Raw genomic sequence first — 18,098 nt, forward strand, 5'->3', positions numbered from 1 at the left:
CTTTTGGTTACTTTTCTTTGTACAAGCAAAGAAAAGTGACTCGCGCCCGCGAGGGCGTGAAAGCTTTGCTCTACCAAATACAACCCGTAACACTTCAAGTACCGCCTGACATCAGCCCCTCATCCGCCCTGCGGGCACCTTCTCCCGCAGGGAGAAGGGAAGCCCAGGACACATCAATCCAGCGCAACCTCGCCCTCACGCAGCTCCCGATAGGCCACCACCAAGGCCTGCACATCTTCTGCCGAAAACAACAGCTTCAACACCGGCGACACTTCATAGCGCTCCTCGCTGCCGCGCAAGCGCGACAGCAACTGGTTGTCGCGCATCTTGCCGATCGCCGTCATCACCCGCCGCGCGAAGCCCGCCCGATCGGTGGACACGTTCTTTTCGTACACCGACAAGGCTTCCACCAACTGCGCCTCGTCCACCACTGCACGCTCGCCGCGCGTGTCGGCCTCGGCCAGTTGCTGGCGCAAGAACAGCAGCAATACCGACTCGATAAACGTCAGCGGCGCACTGCGCAGCAAGGTGGGCGATTCCAGCTCTGCGGTGTCGGCCTGACGGGTAAAGGCCACCCCGCCCTCGCGGTCGAGCACCAACTCCAGAAACAGCTCGCACAGCACCTGGCGGATCGCCACCTCGTTGCGCAACAACGCCGGCCACAGCGCGCCGTGACGTTGCGCATCGATGCTGGGCCCTGCCAGCAACTGGCACAGTGCACGCCGCGCGTCGAACGGCAGCGTGCCGGTGTCGCCCAAAAACAGCTCGCCGCGTGGCTCGGCACTGGAGGTTTGCGTCATCGGCATGCGGTCGTCGATGGCCGGCGCCCCGGTGTCCTCGTCGGCGTCCAAGCGCGTGTCCTCAGACCAGTTCATTGCGTTTCTCCCGGGTAAACCACACCAAGGGAATGCGCGCGCGCCGCACGGCGCCGTCGCTGCCTTCCCATTGCACCGTTTCCATCTGTCCTTCGATCACCATGCCGTGGCGCGTGCCCAGCGACAGGTATCCGATCACGCTGCCCAGGCCCTGCACGGCCGGGCGTTGTTGCAAGGCGTCGCCGATCGTCAGCCGCGGGCGTTGGCCGAGCAGCTCATGCAGGTCGTTGCGCAGGCTGCGCACATCGATCTCCGATTGCGCCACCAGATCGCCCACGCTGTCCAGCGAGATCTCGGCCGCGTCGGCGGCCTGCACGCGTCCATCGACCTGGGTGAGCCGTGGATCGTGCAGCCGCCATTGCGACAACGAGCGCAGGCGGCGGCTGCTGAGCGCCTGCGTATAGCCGGTGGCGGTGGTGGCGTGCAGGCTGTCGCGCAATTGCAAGGCTTCGCCCTGCGCCTGCTTGAGCAATTGATTGAGCCGGCGCTGTTCCAGATACCCACGGCTTTGCACGAAACCGCGCAGGCTGCGCGCGAAATGCTGCATCACCGTGTGCACCTCGCCACCGCGCTCCAGCAGCGTGCCGGTCAGCCCACGCAAAAAGGCGCGTTCGCGACGATCGAGCTTGCGCGCAAACCCACGGGCAAGCAGCGCATCCAGCGCCTGGTCGAGCTGGCTGCTTTGCTGGGTGTCGTTGAGCAGACTCCAGAACGCCTCGAAAGTGCGCCCGGCTTCGCTGTCTGCAATCACATCCACGCCGTCGAACAGTTGTTCGAGCACATCGCCGCGCGCGCCTTCGTCGTCGATGATGCGCTCGCGGAATTGGCGGTTGAGCTGCTCGAAATCGTCGCGCACGCGATGGAAATCTTCGGCCAGCTCGTCGGAGAGATGGATCAGGTCGCGTGCACGTTCCAGCGCGCGTTTGCCGTCCAGCGCCGCCACGCGGCCGGAAGCCACGCGTTCGATCTCGGCATCGATGCGCGCACGTTCGTCGCGCAGCGCGGCCAGCCGGAGCTCTGGATCGGCTTCGGTCTGTCCGGCCAACTGCACCAGTTGCTGGATCACCAGCGACAGGCGGCTTTCGGTGGCGCTGCTGCTGCTTTCGCGCAGGCCGACGATGAAGCGGATGGCCTGGGTCGCGGCACGCGAGAGTTCGTATTCTTCTTCGGCTGCGCCTTCGGGCAGGCGGCGTTCCAGCCAGCCCTGTGCCAACCAATGCGCCAGATACGCCTGTGCGGTGCGCGGCAGTTCGCGCGAGAGCTCGTCGGCGCGCAAGGCGTCGAGCTGGCGCTGCAAACGCTCGTGCAACACGGCCGAAGGCAGGCGGCGTGCGCCGTCCATCAGCACCGTCTGCAGCAGGCCGATCAGTTCGGGTGCGTGGTCGGCGGCAAGCAGTTTCCATACCGGCTGCTCGCGCAGTTGCCGATAGCCGGCGATACGGGCCTGGTGCTTCATGGGCGCTGCCGCGACTGCCTCAACGCTTGCCGCCCACTTCGATGAACTGCAGGAATTCGGCGCGGGTGCGCGCGTCTTCGCGGAAGCTGCCCAGCATCTTGGAGGTCACCATGCTGACGCCGCGCTTGTGGATGCCGCGGGTGGTCATGCACTCGTGCGCGCCTTCCACCACCACGCCCACGCCAAGCGGCTGCAGCACGTCCTGGATGCATTGGGCGATCTGCGCAGTCATCTTTTCCTGCACCTGGAAGCGGCGCGCATAGCTTTCCACCACGCGCGCCAGCTTGCTGATGCCGACGACCTTGCCACGCGGCAGATAGCCCACGTGCACCTTGCCGATGATCGGCGCCATGTGGTGCTCGCAATGGCTTTCGTAGGAAATGTCGCGCAGCACGATCAACTCGTCGTAGCCGGCCACTTCCTCGAACGTGCGTTCCAGGTATTCGCGCGGTTCGTCGCGATAGCCGCTGAACCAGTCGCCGTAGGCTTCGGCCACCCGGCGCGGTGTGTCCAGCAGTCCCTCACGCGTGGGATCTTCGCCCGCCCAGCGCAACAGGGTGCGCACGGCCTCTTCGGCCTGGGTCTGGGTCACGGGGGAATCGGGCTGGTTGGACTGGCTCATGCGCAGGTGCACCCAAAGGGGGCGAGCATGGTACCTGAGGACTGCCCGGCCGCCCCAGTGGCGGTTGCGCCAGCATGCAAATGCTCAGTGACTACTGATTCATTTATGAATTGATAGCATCCTATCTATTATGAAAGCTCATCTTTCTCCACGCGCCCAGCTCAGTTCCGGCCTGCTGGTGGCCGCCCGTCAGTGGCAACGCTTGGCCGACCAGGCGTTCTCCGAGTTCGACCTGTCCAGCGCCTGCACCGGACCATTGCTGATGATCGGGCGCTCCGGCGGCGGCATCCGTCAGGTGGCGCTGGCCCAGCAACTGGGCATGGAAGGCCCCTCGCTGGTGCGCTTGCTGGACAAGTTGGCCGCGCAGGGCCTGCTGCGCCGCGAGGCCGACAGCAGCGACCGCCGCGCCAACCAGCTGTGGCTCACCGACGCAGGCCAGGCGCTGGTTGGCCGGATCGAGATCCGCCTGGACGCACTGCGTGCGCAGGTGTTCGGCGCTCTCAGCGATGCCGACGTGCAGGTGGTGCTGACCTTGTGGGAGCAGATCGCGCAGGCGCATGCGCAGCTGAGCCAGGCCGACTGAGTCGGCTGCCGGCGTTGCGCGCGACGCCCGTTGTGCCCTTTCCGATGCCGGTGCGCGCTGCATCGGGTGTTGTGGTTCTTTCTCCAGGATGTGCCCGATGTACGGCGAATTCAGTCTCTACGGTGTGTTCGTACCCACCTTGCTGGCGTTGATGACGCTGGCCTACCTGCTCAACAGCGGCATCGCCGCGCTGCTGACCCGCGCCGGCGCCTACCGCTACATCTGGCACCCGGCGCTGTTCAACCTGGCGCTGTACATCGCACTGCTGGGTGGCCTGTTCTTCCTTACCCGTTGGATGCAATCGTGAAAAAGCTGATCAAGACCGCGGGGCCGGCACTGCTGACCCTGGCAATGGTGGTGGTGGCCGCGTTGGTGTTGCAGCACCTGTGGCGTTATTACATGCAGGCGCCGTGGACGCGCGATGCGCATGTGGGCGCCGATGTGGTGCAGGTGGCGCCGGATGTCTCCGGGCTGGTGGAGTCGGTGGCCGTGGCCGACAACCAGCCGGTGACGCGCGGGCAGCTGCTGTTCGTGGTCGACCGCGCGCGCTACGCGATCGCGCTGGAACAGGCGCGCGCCGCGCTGGCCGAACGCCAGGCCACGCTGACGCAGTTGCGCCGCGAGATCGCGCGCGACCGCAGCCTGCAGGACCTGGTCGCCGCCGAAGATGCCGAAGTGCGCCGCTCCAACGTACAAAAGGCGCAGGCCGCAGTGGCCACCGCGCAATCGGCGGTGGATCTGGCCCAGCTCAACCTGGACCGCACCCAGGTGCGCAGCCCGGCCGACGGTCGCGTCAGCGACCGCACCGTGCGCGTGGGCGACTACGTCAATGCCGGGCGTCCGGTGGTGGCGGTGCTGGACACCGGCTCATTCCGTGTCGATGGCTACTTCGAAGAAACCCGCCTGCAGGGCGTGCACCCCGGCCAACGCGTGGACGTGCAGCTGATGGGCGAGCCGGTCACGCTGCATGGGCATGTGCAGAGCATCGCCGCCGGGATCGAAGACCGCTACCGCAGCGGCAGCGCCGGCGCATTGCCCAATGTCACGCCGGCGTTCGATTGGGTACGGCTGGCGCAACGCATCCCGGTGCGCATCGCGCTGGATCGCGTGCCTGCGCATGTGCAGTTGATCGCAGGGCGCACTGCCACGGTGAGCGTTCTGCCCGACACGGCCAATGCGACTCCGGCAACCCCGGCCATCGCGCCTGCCCGTGTGCAGGCCAAGGCGGCGCCATGAACCGCACGCTGTTGCGTCCGCTGGGACTGGCCGCACTGCTGACCACGCTGAGCGCGTGCAGCACCGTCGGCCCCAACTACGCGGTGCCGGCGGAGTCGGCCTACCGGCGGCCGGCCGCCAATGCCGCCTTTCTGGACACCGGCAACGCGCAGGTGCAACCCGGTGCCGCGCTGCCGGCGCGCTGGTGGGCGTTGTATCAGGACCCGATGCTGGATGGCCTGATCGAGCAGGCCCTGCGCGACAACATCGAGCTGAAGGTGGCCGGTGCCAACCTGCGCCGCGCCGCTGCGGTCTACGAACAGGCCATGGATGCCGGCGGTTTCGATTACGACGTGGAAGCCGGCGTCAGCCGCGCGCAGGTGTCGGCCGAAGCGTTCCTGCAGGAAGAAAAACTGCCGGTGTTCAACCTGGCCGATGGCAAGTTCGGTGTGTCGTATCAGTTCGATCTGTTCGGCAAGCTGCAACGCGGTGCCCAAGCCGCGCACGCCGACACCCAGGTGGCGCAGGCGGCGATCGATCTGGCGCGCGTCAGCGTGGCCGCGCAGGTGGCTGGCAGTTATGTGGAGATTTGCCACGCCAACCATGAGTTGCAGGTGGCCGAGCATTCGCTGCAGTTGCAGCAACACAGCCGCCAGATCACCCAACGCCTGATCGCGGCCGGTCGCGGCACGCCACCGGATCTGGCGCGCGCCACCGCGCAGGTGGCGATGCTGGAAGCGTCGCTGCCGCCGCTACGCGCGCGCCGCCAGGCCGCCGCTTACCAATTGGCCGCGCTGCTCGGCAAGACACCCGGCGAGGTGCCGGCCGGCGTGGACAGCTGCGCGCACGCGCCGGCAGTGCAGCAGCCGATCCCGATCGGCGATGGCCGCGCGCTGCTGGCGCGCCGCCCGGATGTGCGCCAGGCCGAGCGCCGGCTCGCCGCCGCCACCGCACGCATCGGCGTGGCCACCGCCGAGTTGTATCCGGACATCCGCCTGGGTGGTTCCATCGGCGCCACCGGCCTGCTGGCGGATTTCGGCGAGCCGGCCACGCACGCGTGGTCGTTCGGCCCGCTGATTTCCTGGACGCTGCCCTCCAGCGGCGCACGTGCGCGGGTGCGCGCCACCGAAGCCGGCGCCGACGCTGCGCTGGCGCAGTTCGACAACACCGTGCTGCAGGCCTTGCGCGAAGTGCAGACCAGCTTGTCGCGCTATGCGCAGGATCTGGACCGCCTGCATCTGCTGGAACAGGCGCAACAACAGGCCGAGCTGGCGTCGGCGCAAAACCGGCGCCTGTATCAGGGCGGGCGCACGCCGTACCTGTCCAGCCTGGACGCCGAGCGCACCCTGGCCACCGCCGACATGACCCTGGCCACTGCACAAGCGCAGGTGTCGCAGGACCAGATCCAGCTGTTTCTGGCGCTGGGCGGCGGTTGGGATGCCGACGCAGGGCGCAACCACACCAAGGCTGCGCGATGATGCCGTTGCTGCGCGATCGTCAGGCCTGGCTGTTTTCGGCCAAGACCTTTGCCGCCTCGATCGTGGCGCTGTATGTTGCGCTGGCCGGCAATTTGTCGCGACCGTACTGGGCAATGGCCACGGTCTACATCGTCTCGCAACCGCTGCTCGGCCCTACCCGTGCCAAGGGCGTGTACCGCGTGCTCGGCACCTTGCTGGCCGGCGTGGCCACCTTGGTGATGCTGCCGAATCTGGTGGAAACGCCTTTGCTGTTGAGCGCGGCGATGGCGCTGTGGCTCTCGGCATGCCTGTTCCTGGCGCTGCTCAATCGCGGCCCGCGCGGCTATGCGTTCCTGCTGGCCGGCTACACCACCGCGTTCATTGGCTTTCCTGCGGTCACCTCGCGGGAAAGCATCTTCGACACCGTCGTGGCCCGCAGCGAAGAAATCATCCTGGGCACGGTGATGGCGGTGCTGTTCGCGTCGCTGCTGTTCCCGGCCTCGGTCAAGCCCATGCTCACCGCGCGGATCGGTAACTGGATGCAGGACGCGGCGCAGTGGTGCCGCCAGGTGCTGCAGCGCGGCCCATCGCAGGCGCCGCGCAATCGGCTGGCGGCCGATCTGGTGCAATTCGAGGCCTTGATCGCCTTCGTCCGCCACGACGACCCGCGCCATGCCGGGGCGGCTCCAACGCTGGAACAGCTGCGCGCCCGCATGCTGATGCTGCTGCCGGTACTGTCGTCGATTGCCGACCGCCTGGATGCCTTGCAGCGCGATGGCGCGGCGCACGCCTCGACGCTTGCGGCCTTGCTGGAAGATGTTGCTGCGTGGGTGGATCCTGCGGGCGACAGCGGCAGTGTCCACGCCGATACCGATACCGATGCCGATGCCAACGCTGATGCATTGCGTGTCCGCATCGACGCATTGCGCCCGGTGGTGGATCAGGACATTGATCACCTGCTGCTGGACAGTGTGCTGCTGCGCCTGCAGGAACTGCTCGACCTGTGGCAGGCCTGCCGCACGCTGCAGCAGGCCCTGGTGCAGGGCACGGCGCCGGTTGCGCTGCGTGCGATGCCGTCTACGGTACATGCGGCATCCGTGCAGGCCGACAACACAACCAGTGATGCAGCTCCGCGTGCCGCAATACATCGATCGCTGCGGCGGCGCTTGGGCTGGTCGCGCAGTCAGGCGGCGCAGGCCATCTCGCCCGCGCAGGTGCACGCAACGTCGCAAGATCTTGAACTGCCTCGGTCAACGCGTGAGGCTCCGTCGCAGCAATCGCCTTGGTCATCGCCGGCCATCACCGACGTGTCGGGCGCTGCCAACGCCACGCGCCACATCGATTTCGGCATGGCCGCGTTTTCCGCGCTGAGCGCCGGCTTCGCGCTGATGGCGTACTGCGTATTGTGGATCGGCATCGGCTGGGAAGGCGGCGGCAACGGCGCGATGATGGCCGCGGTCACTGCTGCGTTTTTCGCCGCCCAGGACGACCCTGCACCGAGCATGCTGTCGTTCCTGACCTGGGCGGTGGTGGCCAGCGTGGTTGCCGGCATCTATCAGTTCGGCATCTTCCCGGCCATCCACGATTTCCCGATGCTGGTGTTGGTGCTCGCGGCGGGCTTCCTGCCATTGGGCGCGCTACTGCATCGCCCCAAGAGCATGCTGATCGCCTTGCCGCTGGTGGTGAACCTCACCGCGCTGCTGAGCCTGCAGAACAGCTACAGCGCCAACCTGCAGAGCTTCGTCAATGCGGCGGTGGCGATGGTGCTGGGGATCGGGTTTGCGGTGGTGCTCACGCGTCTGTTTCGTTTGGTCGGTGCCGAATGGAGCGCACGCCGGCTGGTGCGCCAGGGCTGGCGCACGCTGGCCGACGCCGCCGACGGACACGGCGCGCACGATCGCCAGCACTTTGCCGCACGCATGCTGGATCTGCTTGGCCTGCTTGCGCCACGGCTGGCGTTGACGCCGGAAGGCAGCGACCTGGCCTCGGTGGATATGCTCAACGAAATCCGCGTGGGCTTGAACATCCTGCAGCTGCGCCACGCCCGGCATGGTTTGCCGGCCTCCAGTCGTGATGCGGTGGACGCGATTCTGCGCGAGGTGGCTGCGTACTACCGGCAGCAGGTTGCACAGAAGCGTCCGTTGCCGGGTCCCGACTCCTTGCGTGATCGTTTGGATGCGTCGCTGACGCGTGTGGGCAAGGTACCGGCCGGCGCGCATCGCGATGAGGCGTTGTTGGGGTTGATTGGGCTGCGTTACAGCGTGTTTGCAAAGACAACGGCGCAGCATCAGGACGTCGCAGAACAGCAGCCCGCGTTGGCCCCTCTCCCGCCTGGACGATAAGGCACTGCTTGCGCGCCACTGGCGCGCGTGCCTTGGAGCGCCTGCGCTGCTGGCGCGGGCCGGGGCGCGGAGCGGGGGTGGGGTGAGGGTACGGGGTACTCATGCACGACCGCAGCATCGATGCTTCACCTTGGCGGCGCGTGGCGACGCGTTTACCACGGTCGGTCTGCCAGTCACCTGGGGCGCCCCTCATCCGCCCTTCGGGCACCTTCTCCCGCAGGGAGAAGGAAACAGCGAGCCCGCGCGCTCATCACCGCTTGCGCTGATGCATCGCCGCTTCGTCGTCCAGCCAGTTGCTGCCCTTGTTGGTCAGGAAGAACATGTAGACCACCAACGACACCGCAATCACCGCCGTCGCATAGATCACGAACTCGGTCACTTGGTTGGTCTTCAGCGAGGCCTGATACAGCAACGGCGCGGTGCCGCCGAACGCCGAATTGGCCAGCGCGTAGCCAAGACCGACGCCCAGCGCGCGCACATGCGTGGGGAACAATTCCGCCTTCACCACTGCATTGATCGAGGTGTAGCCGGTCAGGATCACAAAGCCCACAGTGAGAATCACGAACGCGGTCAGCCAGTCGGTCTGCTTGGGCAGTTCCATTACCAGGAACCAGGTGTAGAGCACGCCGCCGATGCCGAAGAACACCAGCAAGGTCTTGCGCCCGACGATGTCCGACAGCCAGCCGCCGACCGGTTGCATCAGCATCAGCACGGTCAGCGCGACCAGGTTGATGATGGTGCCGGCCATCACATCGCCACCGGCGAATGCGGTCTGGATCATCTTCGGCCCGGTGACCGAATAGGTGTAGAACGCGATCGTACCGCCGGCGGTGATCAGGAAGCACAACAGCAGCGGACGCCACTGATTGACGAACAATTCGCGCATCGAGCCGGAGGCCCTGGCCTTGCCGGTACGCGAATCGGCGATGGACTCGGAGCTCAGCGACTCGTCCATCGTGCGACGCAGCCAGAACACCACCAACGCGCCGATGCCGCCCAGCCCGAACGCCACGCGCCAGCCCCATTCGGAGACCTGCGACGCATCGAAGAAATGCAACATGATCAGCAATGTGGTCTGCGCCAGTACGTGCCCGCCCACCAGCGTCACGTAATGGAACGAGGACAAGAAGCCGCGCCGGCCCGGAATCGCCGCTTCGGACATGTACGTGGCGCTGGTGCCGTATTCGCCACCGGTCGCAAAGCCCTGCAGCAGGCGTGCCACCAGCAAGATGATCGGCGCAGCGATGCCGATCGTGGCCACCGTGGGCGTGATTGCAATGACGAACGAGCACAGCGCCATCACCGACACCGAAATGGTCAGCGCCAGACGGCGGCCATAACGGTCTGCGAAGCGACCGAAATACCACGCGCCGATCGGGCGTATCAGGAACGTCATCGCGAAGATCGCCCACACGAACATGGTGGCGTTCTTGTCTTCCTTGGAGAAGAACTGCGACTCGAAGTAGGTGGCGAACACCGAATAGACGTAGACGTCGTACCACTCGACGAGGTTGCCGGCCGAGCCCTTGAGCGTGTTGGACACCGAGCGGCTAAGGCTACCGGCAGCTGTGCCAGAACCGGCAGCGATCGGAGACGATGGGGGTGCGCTCATGCGGTCAGAACCTCTTCGGTGGGACAGCCCCGGAGTATAGGTGCGCGCTTGTGTGACGCATGTAAGCATTTTGGCTTATAGATGGCGGCAACTCGCGCACCGGGCCGCCTGCTTCAGCCCGCTTTTGGCGTGGGTGCCGCCAGCGCGTGGCGGTCCTTGCCCAAGCGATCGAAACAGCACGCACGCCGCTTGCCCGAGGCCAGCATGGCGCATGCGGTGGCGATGCGCTTGCTCCGCGTTTGGGCCTTTTTGCCGGACACCACCCAGAAGATCCACTCGCGCCGCGCCACGGCGGTGACGTCGTCCCAGGTCGCACACGCGGTCGGCTGCGCGGCCAACGCTGCATGCAGGTCGTCCGGCACCAGCGGCGCGGGTTCTTCGGCAACGGGCGCCAGCGCGAGCGCCACCATCTGTCCAGCCGACACACCGGCTGCCTGCTGCAGGGCGCGTTCGATCGCGAGCCAATGCCCGCCCCGCCCGTCCGGCTGCAGCGTCGCCTGCAGCGGGTCCCGGCCACCGTGCCGGTGACGCTCACCATGCTGCGCGTTGCTCGCCGCTGCAGTAGTAGAAACAGCCAGGTGACATCGGCCGGCGCTGCCGGTTGCAGCGAGGTGGCAGCGAACCGGATGGCGGCGGCCGGATGCATGGCGCGAACCATAGCACCGCACACCCCTAGGTTCTGCTGTTTGCTGCCGCGTTGGCGCACGCGTGATCGTGCAGGCAGCGCCATGGTCGCAGCCGTGACGCGCGCTTCAGCCGTGCTGCGGCAGCACCTCCTTGAGCATCTCGATGAAGGCGCGCAGACCCGGCGGAAGATGCCGATGCCCCGGGTAGTACAGCACCAGCCCCGGGATGGCCGGGCACCATGCTTCCAGCACAGGCACCAACGTGCCGCGTTGCAGGGCGGCGCTTACCGCGTACTCGGGTACATAGGCGATGCCAAGGCCGGCTTCGGCCGCCTCGCGCATCGGTGCGATCTGGTCCAGGGTGAGCCGCCCGGGCACATCGATCACCACTTCCTGGCCACGGCGTTCGAACTCCCAGTGGTACAGCCTGCCGCTGGGCATGCGATGGCGGATGCAGGCATGCCGGTGCAAGGCATCGGGCGTTGGTGGAATCCCCGCGCGCGCAAGATAGGCTGGCGCCGCGACGGCGAGGAAGCGCGTAGGCCCACCGAACGGCACCGCCACCATGTCCTGCGGCACCGACTCGCTGAAGCGAATGCCGGCATCGCATCCTGCAGCCACGATATCCACCAGCCGGCCTTCGCTCACCAGATCCACCGATAGCGCCGGGTGGCGCGCCAGCACGTGCGGCACCACCTGCTGCAGCAATACCTGCACCACCACTTCCGGTGCGTTGATGCGCACCGTGCCGGTGGGCCCGCCACGGAAATCGTCCAGCGCCAGCAACGCGTGGTCCACCTCCTGCAGCGCCGGTACCAGCCTTGCGTACAGGCGTTCGCCGGCTTCGGTCAGCGACACGCTACGGGTGGTTCGGTGCAGCAGCCGCACGCCGAGATTGCGCTCCAGCGCGCTGATCACATGGCTGAGCGAAGACGGCGCCAAGCCCACCTCAGCGGCGGCGCGCCGAAAGCTGCGGTGCGTGGCGACCGCAGTGAAGGCGACCAGATCGTTGAAGCTGGGCTTGGACATTGGTGGTAAAACCGCATCAAGTCATTCGAATTTTATGGCATAGACCCAGCAATACCCGTTTCCTAGAGTGAAGCCTTCTCCAGCGAACAAGGCCACTCCCATGTCCAAGACCTGGCTCATCACAGGCGCATCGTCCGGCTTCGGCCGCCTCCTGGCGGAGACCGTGCTGGCGCGCGGCGATCGGATCGTCGCCACCGTCCGCAAACCACACGCGCTGGCCGATCTGCAGGCCCGGTATGGCGATGCAGCGACGGTGCTGCAGCTGGACGTGCGCGAGACTGCAGCCGTGCACGCAGCGGTGGCACAGGCATTCGCAGCGCTGGGTCGCATCGATGTGGTGGTCAGCAACGCCGGCTACGGCACGCTGGGCGCGGCCGAGGCCGCCACCGAAGCGCAGGTCCGCGCGGTCATCGACACCAACCTCATCGGCTCCATCGCACTGATCCAGGCCGTGTTGCCGGGGCTGCGCCAGCAGGGCGGCGGGCACGTGGTGCAGGTGTCATCGGAAGGTGGGCAGATCGCCTATCCCGGCTTCAGCCTGTACCACGCCAGCAAGTGGGGCATCGAAGGCTTCGTCGAAGCCGTGCAGCAGGAAGTGGCCGGCTTCGGCATCCACTTCACCCTGGCCGAGCCTGGCCCGGCCCGCACCAATTTCGGCGCCGCGTTGGTACGCACCCACATTCCTGCCGACTACGCCGACACGCCGGTCGGAGCGCTCAGCCGCGCACTGGACGATGGCAGCTGGGTCATCGCTGGCGACCCGCAACGCATGGTGGACGCGATGATCGCCAGCACCGAACACGCCCCGCCACCGCGGCGGCTGGTGATGGGTGCCAGCGCCTACCATTCCATCCGGCAGGCCCTGGGCGCCCGCCTGGCCGAACTCGAGGCGCAACGCGGCATTGCCATGTCGACCGACAGCCCGCCACCGTGATGCGGCAGACGCAGAAGTGGATGTGGATGTGCGCCTGCGCGACGCCGCATGCAGACACGCGCTGCATGCCGCATCGTGCAATGCGTCGGGTCTGCCGCAGCACGCGGCACTAGAGTCGCATCCACGCGCCACGCGCCACGCCCCCAACACCGCACATGCGCTCGCTGCACACCGAGACCAGCAAGTTCCTCCGATGTCCTTCGGCATGCGCCGCAGTCCATCGGGCTGACGCTGGATCGCGAAGGATGGGCCGACATCGATGCCCTGATCGCTGCCGCCGCTGCCGCTGGAAGGGCGCGTGACGCAGACCTGATCCGTGCAGTGGTCTCCAGCAACGACAAGCAGCGCATTGCGCTGTCTGCCGATGGTCGGCAAATCCGCGCAGTCCAAGGCCACTCCACAGCGACCGTCGCTCTGGCGCATGTGGCGCGCATGCCACCGTCGATGCCGTACCCCGGCACCGCGACCGGCTTTCTCGAAGCGATCCTTGTCCAAGGTCTGCAGCCCGGGCAACGCTATCATGTGCATCTGTCCGCTGATCCGCAGACCGCCGCCACGATCGGCGCACGGCACGGCGCACCTGGCGTGCTACGCGTGCACAGCCTGCAGATGCACGAGGACGGCGATGTTTTTTCACCAGGCCGACAACGGCATCTGGCTGACGTTGCATGTACCACCGAACTACCTGCATCTGGTGGAGTGAGGCAGGCAGCACATCGCGTGCATCCCACCTGCTGCAGCCCCTTCACAAACCCCATGCCACCGGCCTTGCCAAAATGCCGGCCGCTTGCGCCCGCAGTGGCGGGACATCGGAGTGGGATGCATGACATGGATCATCGTGGCCGCCGTGGCGGTCACCTTGCTGGTGGGGCTGCTGCTGCTCAACTTCGCCACGCCGGAGAAAAAGCTCGAGCACATCCCCAAACACCTGTACGACGTCGCCGATCCGCAATTTAAGCGCGAGATGTCGGTGTTGCTGGGGCCGGCCATCCTGCCCGGCAACAGGATCGACGTGCTCAATAACGGCCGCGAGATCTTTCCAGCCATGCTGGACGCGATCCGCAGCGCGCAGCACACCATCACCTTCGAGACCTATATTTATTGGTCGGGCGAGATCGGCCGCGAGTTCAGCGACGCCTTGTCCGAGCGCGCGCGTGCCGGGGTGGCCGTGCGGGTCACCATCGACTGGGGCGGCAGCCTGAAGATGGACCATGCGCTGGTGGAGACCATGACCGAGGCCGGCGTGGAGGTGCATCGCTACCGCCCCCTGGCCTGGTACAACCTGCACCGCATCAACAACCGCACCCACCGCAAGTTGCTGGTGATCGATGGCCGCATCGGCTTCACCGGTGGGGTCGGCGTGGCCGACCAATGGATGGGCGACGCGCAGGACCCGGACCATTGGCGCGACACCCACTACCGCATCGAGGGCCCGGTGGTGGCGCAGGTGCAGACCGCCTTCAACGACAACTGGATCAAGACCACCGGCCGTGTGGTCAACGGCGCGCAGTATTACCCGGCGCTGGAGTCTGCCGGCGACAGCGATGCGCAGTTGTTCGTGGCCTCGCCGGCCGGCGGCAGCGAAAGCATGCACCTGATGTATCTGATCGCCATCGCCGCCGCACGCCACACCATCGACCTGGCTGCGGCGTATTTCGTACCCGATGCCTTGATCACCCGCTCGCTGCTCGAAGCACGCACGCGCGGCGTGCACATTCGCGTGCTGCTGCCCGGCAAGCATATCGATGCAGTCTCGGTCCGGTTGGCTTCCAAGGCCAGCTGGGAGCCGTTGCTGCAGGCCGGCATCGAGATCCACGAATACCAGCCCACCATGCTGCATACCAAACTGCTGATCATCGACGGCCTGTTGGTCTCGGTGGGCTCCACCAATTTCGACATCCGCTCGTTCCGCCTCAACGACGAGGCCAGCCTGAATGTCTACGACCGCACGCTGGCTGCACGCATGACCGAGGTGTTCGAGCGCGATCTGCAACGTGCCGAGCAATATTCGCTGGAGCGCTGGCGCGCGCGGCCGTTGCGGCAGAAGCTTGGCGAGAAGCTGGTGTTTCCGTTCCGCTCGCAGGTGTGAACGCGCAGGGCGGGTGGCGGCGCCTAGAGCGCCGGCCTTGCCAAGTTTGCTTGAAGGCGCAGCTGGCGCAGCCGCCACCACAACCCGCCCACGTGCACCAGCGAATACAGCACCAGTGCCGCGGCAATCCCCAGGGTCAGCGGGCTGGCCTGCGAACCGGCCGCCGCCGCACCGGCAGTGAATGCGCCATCGGCCCAGCGCCAGGCCAGGCGCCCCAGCAGCACCAGCATCAAACCGCCGCCGATCCAGGGATTGGGCGTGTACCAGCCTTGACCATCCACCCATTCGGCATGCGTGTAGCGCAGCGACAGCGCACCCAGGCCGATGCCCACCAGCGTGCCTGCGGCAATACCGAGCCGCACCTGCGGCAAGCCGTACACCGCGAACGTCAGTGCTGCCACGGCGATCAGCAGCACGGCGCTGCGCACCGCCGTGGCCACCGGCTTCCATTGCTGCCGGCCGAAGCTGCGCCGGATGCGCCGGTAGTAGAGGTAGCCGATGGCGGCCATCGAGAGATACGGCGTCAGGGGTGCGATGGCAGCGGCGGGCATGGCGAGTCCTTTGCGAATGAGTGGAGCGACCCGCGCAGAATGAAACCAGCCATGGGCGCGAACAAGGTGCCAAGTGTCACTTTCTGCAGGCGGCAGCACCGCCGGTCGCTGCCCTGCACCGCGTGCGGCACGGCTGTACGCTACCCCAGACCGCTGCCGCGCAGGCGCTTGCCGCCTGTCCGGTGAACGCCGCGCGAGGACGCCAGCGCCTGCCACACGCGAACAGGAGCGGCGCGGGTAGACTTGCGCAGTGCTCCCCCACCGCCGTGCCATGTCCGCCATCAAGCAAGACGCCCATATGCTGATCGACACGCTGCCCGAGACGGCTGGATGGGGCGAGGTGGTCCGCGTCGTGACCGACGCCAGTTTCCAGGCCGCGGTGCAGGAAGGGATTGCCGCTGCAGATCAGGGCGCGTTGACGGCTCCGGCACAGATGAGCGCACTGTTCGCCAGATGGGGCGTTGATGTTACGGCGTGACTGGACCGTCCCGGCCGCCACGCAGCTTGCACACGCCCAGGATCACTACCACGCGCTCAACCCGACCGCCGCTGCCGCGCTGGCGCGGCAGGTGCTGGAAGCCACCCGCACGCTGGCCGAGCAACCTGGCCGTGGCCGCGCTGGCCGCGTGCCCGGCACCCGCGAATGGGTGGTCAAGCAAACCCCGTATGTGCTGGTCTACCGCGTGCGCGACGGCGCCCTGCAGGTGTTGCACATCCATCTGGAAGCCGGCGACTGGCTGCCACGCACCGAGCCGCTGATCGAACGCATCGAACCGTGGATTGCCGCGCTGATCAGCGCACTGCTGCACGTGCTGATGTTGCTGATCCTGCTGTCGGCCTCCACCCCCACCATGACCCCGCCGCAGGGCTCGGCCAGCGGTGGACGCATCAAGGTGGATTTCGTCGGCGACACCTCGCAGCCCGATGAGCCGGTGCCCTCGCCTACCCCGGTGCCACCGACACCCACGCCCGTGCAGCCGCCACCGGCTGCCTCGCCGGTACAGTCCACGCTGGTGCGGCAAGCCAAAAATCCGGTGCCGCCGCAGGGCGATACCGCGCAAGGCAGCCTGGCCGAACGCCGCCAGCCGCGTCGCCAGCAACGGCCCACGCCGCCGCAACCGCCCGCCCCCCCGGCGGCATCCGCCCAGCGCCGCCCGGACACCTGGACCGGCCGCCCGCCGGGCATGCTCGACGAACCCGCCGACGGCGCCGAAGACGGCATGGCCAACACCCCCACCATCAGCCAGGGCCGCCGCAACGACCGCAACAACGCCCAGCCCAGCCTGGATATCGGCGGCTTCCAGGTCTATTACGACGTGCGCAGCGAAACCCAGCTACGCGCATGGAAAGAACAAGGCATGCAGGAAATCGCCATCATCCTGCCCGGCACCCAGCAACGCATGATCTGCCCGCTGGATGTCGCGCTCAAACGCGGCTCCAGCAAATGCCGCCTGCTGCCACCGGATTCGCCCGAGCTGAAGTCCATCGGCGACGCGCGCGAGGTCATCAACATGATGGAGGTCTACCGCCAGGGCGAACCGGTCTGGCGTGGGCCGGGGCCGTATCGCTGAGGGGTGGTTGCCCGCCAGACATTGCGGCAGGCGGCCACGCCGCTTGCTCGGATATGGCGTCCCGAACAACGCCACCCGCTCGGCCCATCGCCAGCGCCCTGTGCTGGGCACATCCTGCTCTGTGACGCCGCCGCGCAGAGGTTGGCCGAACGCGCTGAAGCCCTGGTCGGCTGGCCCGTACGGCGGCGACTGGGATGCTGCAACATCAACGCCCCTGGTCCTTTCCAAGCTGGCTGCTCAAGGCTCCCTTGAAGGGCGCCGGATCGCTGGTGACCAGGCAGTTGTAGCGCTTGTCGCTGTTGAGCACGAGCACGGACGACTTGGGCCCCTTGAAATTCAGACCGATCGAGAACAGCACATAGGTATTGGGCAGTGCGCTCGGCCGGAACGCACCAAACGCATACTCGCCAGACAACCCCAACGGCGACAGCGGCACCGTGAGCATCAGCGGCTGCGTGGCAACAGGCGATGGCAGCGACGCCGAAGCGCTCATCATCTTCGACTGCACATCGATGGAATAGGTGGTGGTGACCGCCACTCCCAGGTATTTGGACGTCGGCTCCGCAACCTGCTTGCGACACGCGGCAACATCTTCGGGCTTCTGATCCTGCTGGCCGTTCTGCAGCGTGGCGAAGACATGGCTCAACGTAACCGTTTCCTTCCCGGGCACCGCTGCGGCAACAGCTGCGCTCATGCACAGCGCCATCGCCACAAGCGAGAGGCTGCATGCCGCAAGCGCACAACGACGGTTTTTTTTCTGGATCATTTTGATCACTCCTGAGTGTGAGTTTATGGTGCAAGGACGATCAGCGGCCACGGTTTGTAGTGCGATGTACTGCGCTTTGAAAGAGCACGCAGTGGCATTTGCGAACATCTCAAACAGCAGATAATCGCTTGCGCTTTTGACGATGAGATACGGCGTTGAAGGTGATTCCAGATCTCTATCGATGTTTAATCGATTACTTTCTGGTGCAGCGATTTTGAGTTTCTGCAACATGCCAACCCGACAAATCGTCTCAGCGATTTCGTTACGTGATGCAGTTTTGATTTTCAGAGGAGAACAAACCGGGTTCGGTCGATCGAGCCAGACAACAACTGAGACAGAACGGATCCGTCACTTAGGGAAGGTCTGAACA

The 18,098-nt window shown here is 66.3% G+C and carries 16 protein-coding genes and 2 pseudogenes; 10 read left to right on the top strand and 8 right to left on the bottom strand.

Annotation, left to right across the window (positions count from 1 at the left end; all coding sequences use genetic code 11):
* Window positions 1-173 precede the first annotated feature (173 nt).
* From J7367_RS15850 to folE, 3 genes are read right to left on the bottom strand one after another with little or no spacing between them, the layout of a single operon-like run.
* Complete coding sequence (locus tag J7367_RS15850) at window positions 174-875, bottom strand: DUF4194 domain-containing protein (RefSeq protein WP_022560433.1); 702 nt, start codon at window positions 873-875, stop codon at window positions 174-176.
* Window positions 862-2,331, bottom strand: a complete 1,470-nt coding sequence (locus J7367_RS15855) for a DUF3375 domain-containing protein (protein WP_057663972.1) — start codon at window positions 2,329-2,331, stop codon at window positions 862-864. Before J7367_RS15855 ends, J7367_RS15850 begins: the two co-directional genes overlap by 14 nt.
* A gap of 19 nt (window positions 2,332-2,350) precedes the next feature.
* Window positions 2,351-2,953 carry a GTP cyclohydrolase I FolE gene (gene folE, locus J7367_RS15860; RefSeq protein WP_003489347.1) on the bottom strand — a complete coding sequence of 201 codons (603 nt, stop codon included), beginning with the start codon at window positions 2,951-2,953 and terminating at the stop codon, window positions 2,351-2,353.
* A 130-nt stretch (window positions 2,954-3,083) separates the two neighbouring features.
* Between folE and J7367_RS15865 the strand changes: the two genes are divergently transcribed.
* The 5 genes from J7367_RS15865 to J7367_RS15885 all read left to right on the top strand — a co-directional run bounded on the left by J7367_RS15865 (window position 3,084) and on the right by J7367_RS15885 (window position 8,550).
* Entirely contained in the window at window positions 3,084-3,536 is a 453-nt protein-coding gene (locus J7367_RS15865; protein WP_007964968.1) for a MarR family transcriptional regulator, read from the top strand.
* An 88-nt stretch (window positions 3,537-3,624) separates the two neighbouring features.
* Window positions 3,625-3,843: a DUF1656 domain-containing protein gene (locus tag J7367_RS15870; protein WP_016850515.1), complete on the top strand. Its 219-nt coding sequence runs from the start codon at window positions 3,625-3,627 to the stop codon at window positions 3,841-3,843.
* Complete coding sequence (locus J7367_RS15875; protein ID WP_057663970.1) at window positions 3,840-4,772, top strand: efflux RND transporter periplasmic adaptor subunit; 933 nt, start codon at window positions 3,840-3,842, stop codon at window positions 4,770-4,772. Before J7367_RS15870 ends, J7367_RS15875 begins: the two co-directional genes overlap by 4 nt.
* Window positions 4,769-6,229 carry an efflux transporter outer membrane subunit gene (locus J7367_RS15880; protein ID WP_057663968.1) on the top strand — a complete coding sequence of 487 codons (1,461 nt, stop codon included), beginning with the start codon at window positions 4,769-4,771 and terminating at the stop codon, window positions 6,227-6,229. The genes J7367_RS15875 and J7367_RS15880 overlap by 4 nt, the downstream gene beginning before the upstream one ends.
* Complete coding sequence (locus tag J7367_RS15885) at window positions 6,226-8,550, top strand: FUSC family protein (protein ID WP_057663965.1); 2,325 nt, start codon at window positions 6,226-6,228, stop codon at window positions 8,548-8,550. Before J7367_RS15880 ends, J7367_RS15885 begins: the two co-directional genes overlap by 4 nt.
* Window positions 8,551-8,800: 250 nt before the next feature.
* On the opposite strand, the gene J7367_RS15890 is transcribed toward J7367_RS15885, so the two are convergent.
* From J7367_RS15890 to J7367_RS15900, 3 genes and pseudogenes are all read right to left on the bottom strand, one after another.
* Complete coding sequence (locus J7367_RS15890; protein WP_057663962.1) at window positions 8,801-10,162, bottom strand: MFS transporter; 1,362 nt, start codon at window positions 10,160-10,162, stop codon at window positions 8,801-8,803.
* A 113-nt stretch (window positions 10,163-10,275) separates the two neighbouring features.
* Window positions 10,276-10,808: pseudogene (locus J7367_RS15895) on the bottom strand (YdeI/OmpD-associated family protein).
* Between the two features lie 106 nt (window positions 10,809-10,914).
* Window positions 10,915-11,817: a LysR family transcriptional regulator gene (locus tag J7367_RS15900; protein ID WP_007964977.1), complete on the bottom strand. Its 903-nt coding sequence runs from the start codon at window positions 11,815-11,817 to the stop codon at window positions 10,915-10,917.
* A gap of 100 nt (window positions 11,818-11,917) precedes the next feature.
* Here J7367_RS15900 and J7367_RS15905 point away from each other — a divergent pair, with 100 nt between their 5' ends.
* The 3 genes and pseudogenes from J7367_RS15905 (at window position 11,918) to J7367_RS15915 (ending at window position 14,840) form a co-directional block, all read left to right on the top strand.
* The gene (locus J7367_RS15905; protein ID WP_057663958.1) at window positions 11,918-12,751 is read left to right on the top strand and encodes an SDR family oxidoreductase; all 834 of its coding nucleotides are present in this window, start codon (window positions 11,918-11,920) and stop codon (window positions 12,749-12,751) included.
* A gap of 155 nt (window positions 12,752-12,906) precedes the next feature.
* Window positions 12,907-13,454, top strand: a pseudogene (locus tag J7367_RS15910) (RNA 2'-phosphotransferase).
* A gap of 120 nt (window positions 13,455-13,574) precedes the next feature.
* Window positions 13,575-14,840 carry a phospholipase D-like domain-containing protein gene (locus J7367_RS15915; protein ID WP_007964982.1) on the top strand — a complete coding sequence of 422 codons (1,266 nt, stop codon included), beginning with the start codon at window positions 13,575-13,577 and terminating at the stop codon, window positions 14,838-14,840.
* Window positions 14,841-14,863: 23 nt separating this feature from the next.
* Here J7367_RS15915 and J7367_RS15920 read toward each other — a convergent pair whose 3' ends face one another.
* Window positions 14,864-15,391 carry a hypothetical protein gene (locus J7367_RS15920; protein WP_057663955.1) on the bottom strand — a complete coding sequence of 176 codons (528 nt, stop codon included), beginning with the start codon at window positions 15,389-15,391 and terminating at the stop codon, window positions 14,864-14,866.
* A 271-nt stretch (window positions 15,392-15,662) separates the two neighbouring features.
* Between J7367_RS15920 and J7367_RS15925 the strand changes: the two genes are divergently transcribed.
* Together J7367_RS15925 and J7367_RS15930 are read left to right on the top strand one after the other, a co-directional pair.
* Window positions 15,663-15,869: a hypothetical protein gene (locus J7367_RS15925; protein WP_057663953.1), complete on the top strand. Its 207-nt coding sequence runs from the start codon at window positions 15,663-15,665 to the stop codon at window positions 15,867-15,869.
* The gene (locus J7367_RS15930) at window positions 15,856-16,962 is read left to right on the top strand and encodes a type II toxin-antitoxin system RelE/ParE family toxin (protein WP_057663950.1); all 1,107 of its coding nucleotides are present in this window, start codon (window positions 15,856-15,858) and stop codon (window positions 16,960-16,962) included. Before J7367_RS15925 ends, J7367_RS15930 begins: the two co-directional genes overlap by 14 nt.
* Window positions 16,963-17,167: 205 nt before the next feature.
* Here the strand turns inward: J7367_RS15930 and J7367_RS15935 are convergent, their stop codons facing one another.
* Entirely contained in the window at window positions 17,168-17,656 is a 489-nt protein-coding gene (locus tag J7367_RS15935; protein WP_057663976.1) for a hypothetical protein, read from the bottom strand.
* Between the last annotated feature and the right edge of the window lie 442 nt (window positions 17,657-18,098).

The organism is Xanthomonas sp. D-36-1, assembly GCF_017746155.1.
GTDB lineage: Bacteria > Pseudomonadota > Gammaproteobacteria > Xanthomonadales > Xanthomonadaceae > Xanthomonas > Xanthomonas cissicola.

Excerpts from the sequence above, each read along its gene's own strand:
- J7367_RS15900 (WP_007964977.1), bottom strand. The coding sequence starts at position 11,817 with ATGTCCAAGCCCAGCTTCAACGATCTGGTCGCCTTCACTGCGGTCGCC.
- J7367_RS15880 (WP_057663968.1), top strand. The coding sequence starts at position 4,769 with ATGAACCGCACGCTGTTGCGTCCGCTGGGACTGGCCGCACTGCTGACC.
- J7367_RS15870 (WP_016850515.1), top strand. The coding sequence starts at position 3,625 with ATGTGCCCGATGTACGGCGAATTCAGTCTCTACGGTGTGTTCGTACCC.
- J7367_RS15930 (WP_057663950.1), top strand. The coding sequence starts at position 15,856 with ATGTTACGGCGTGACTGGACCGTCCCGGCCGCCACGCAGCTTGCACAC.
- J7367_RS15915 (WP_007964982.1), top strand. The coding sequence starts at position 13,575 with ATGACATGGATCATCGTGGCCGCCGTGGCGGTCACCTTGCTGGTGGGG.
- J7367_RS15885 (WP_057663965.1), top strand. The coding sequence starts at position 6,226 with ATGATGCCGTTGCTGCGCGATCGTCAGGCCTGGCTGTTTTCGGCCAAG.
- J7367_RS15850 (WP_022560433.1), bottom strand. The coding sequence starts at position 875 with ATGAACTGGTCTGAGGACACGCGCTTGGACGCCGACGAGGACACCGGG.
- J7367_RS15920 (WP_057663955.1), bottom strand. The coding sequence starts at position 15,391 with ATGCCCGCCGCTGCCATCGCACCCCTGACGCCGTATCTCTCGATGGCC.
- J7367_RS15925 (WP_057663953.1), top strand. The coding sequence starts at position 15,663 with ATGTCCGCCATCAAGCAAGACGCCCATATGCTGATCGACACGCTGCCC.
- folE (WP_003489347.1), bottom strand. The coding sequence starts at position 2,953 with ATGAGCCAGTCCAACCAGCCCGATTCCCCCGTGACCCAGACCCAGGCC.
- J7367_RS15865 (WP_007964968.1), top strand. The coding sequence starts at position 3,084 with ATGAAAGCTCATCTTTCTCCACGCGCCCAGCTCAGTTCCGGCCTGCTG.
- J7367_RS15855 (WP_057663972.1), bottom strand. The coding sequence starts at position 2,331 with ATGAAGCACCAGGCCCGTATCGCCGGCTATCGGCAACTGCGCGAGCAG.
- J7367_RS15905 (WP_057663958.1), top strand. The coding sequence starts at position 11,918 with ATGTCCAAGACCTGGCTCATCACAGGCGCATCGTCCGGCTTCGGCCGC.
- J7367_RS15935 (WP_057663976.1), bottom strand. The coding sequence starts at position 17,656 with ATGAGCGCAGCTGTTGCCGCAGCGGTGCCCGGGAAGGAAACGGTTACG.
- J7367_RS15890 (WP_057663962.1), bottom strand. The coding sequence starts at position 10,162 with ATGAGCGCACCCCCATCGTCTCCGATCGCTGCCGGTTCTGGCACAGCT.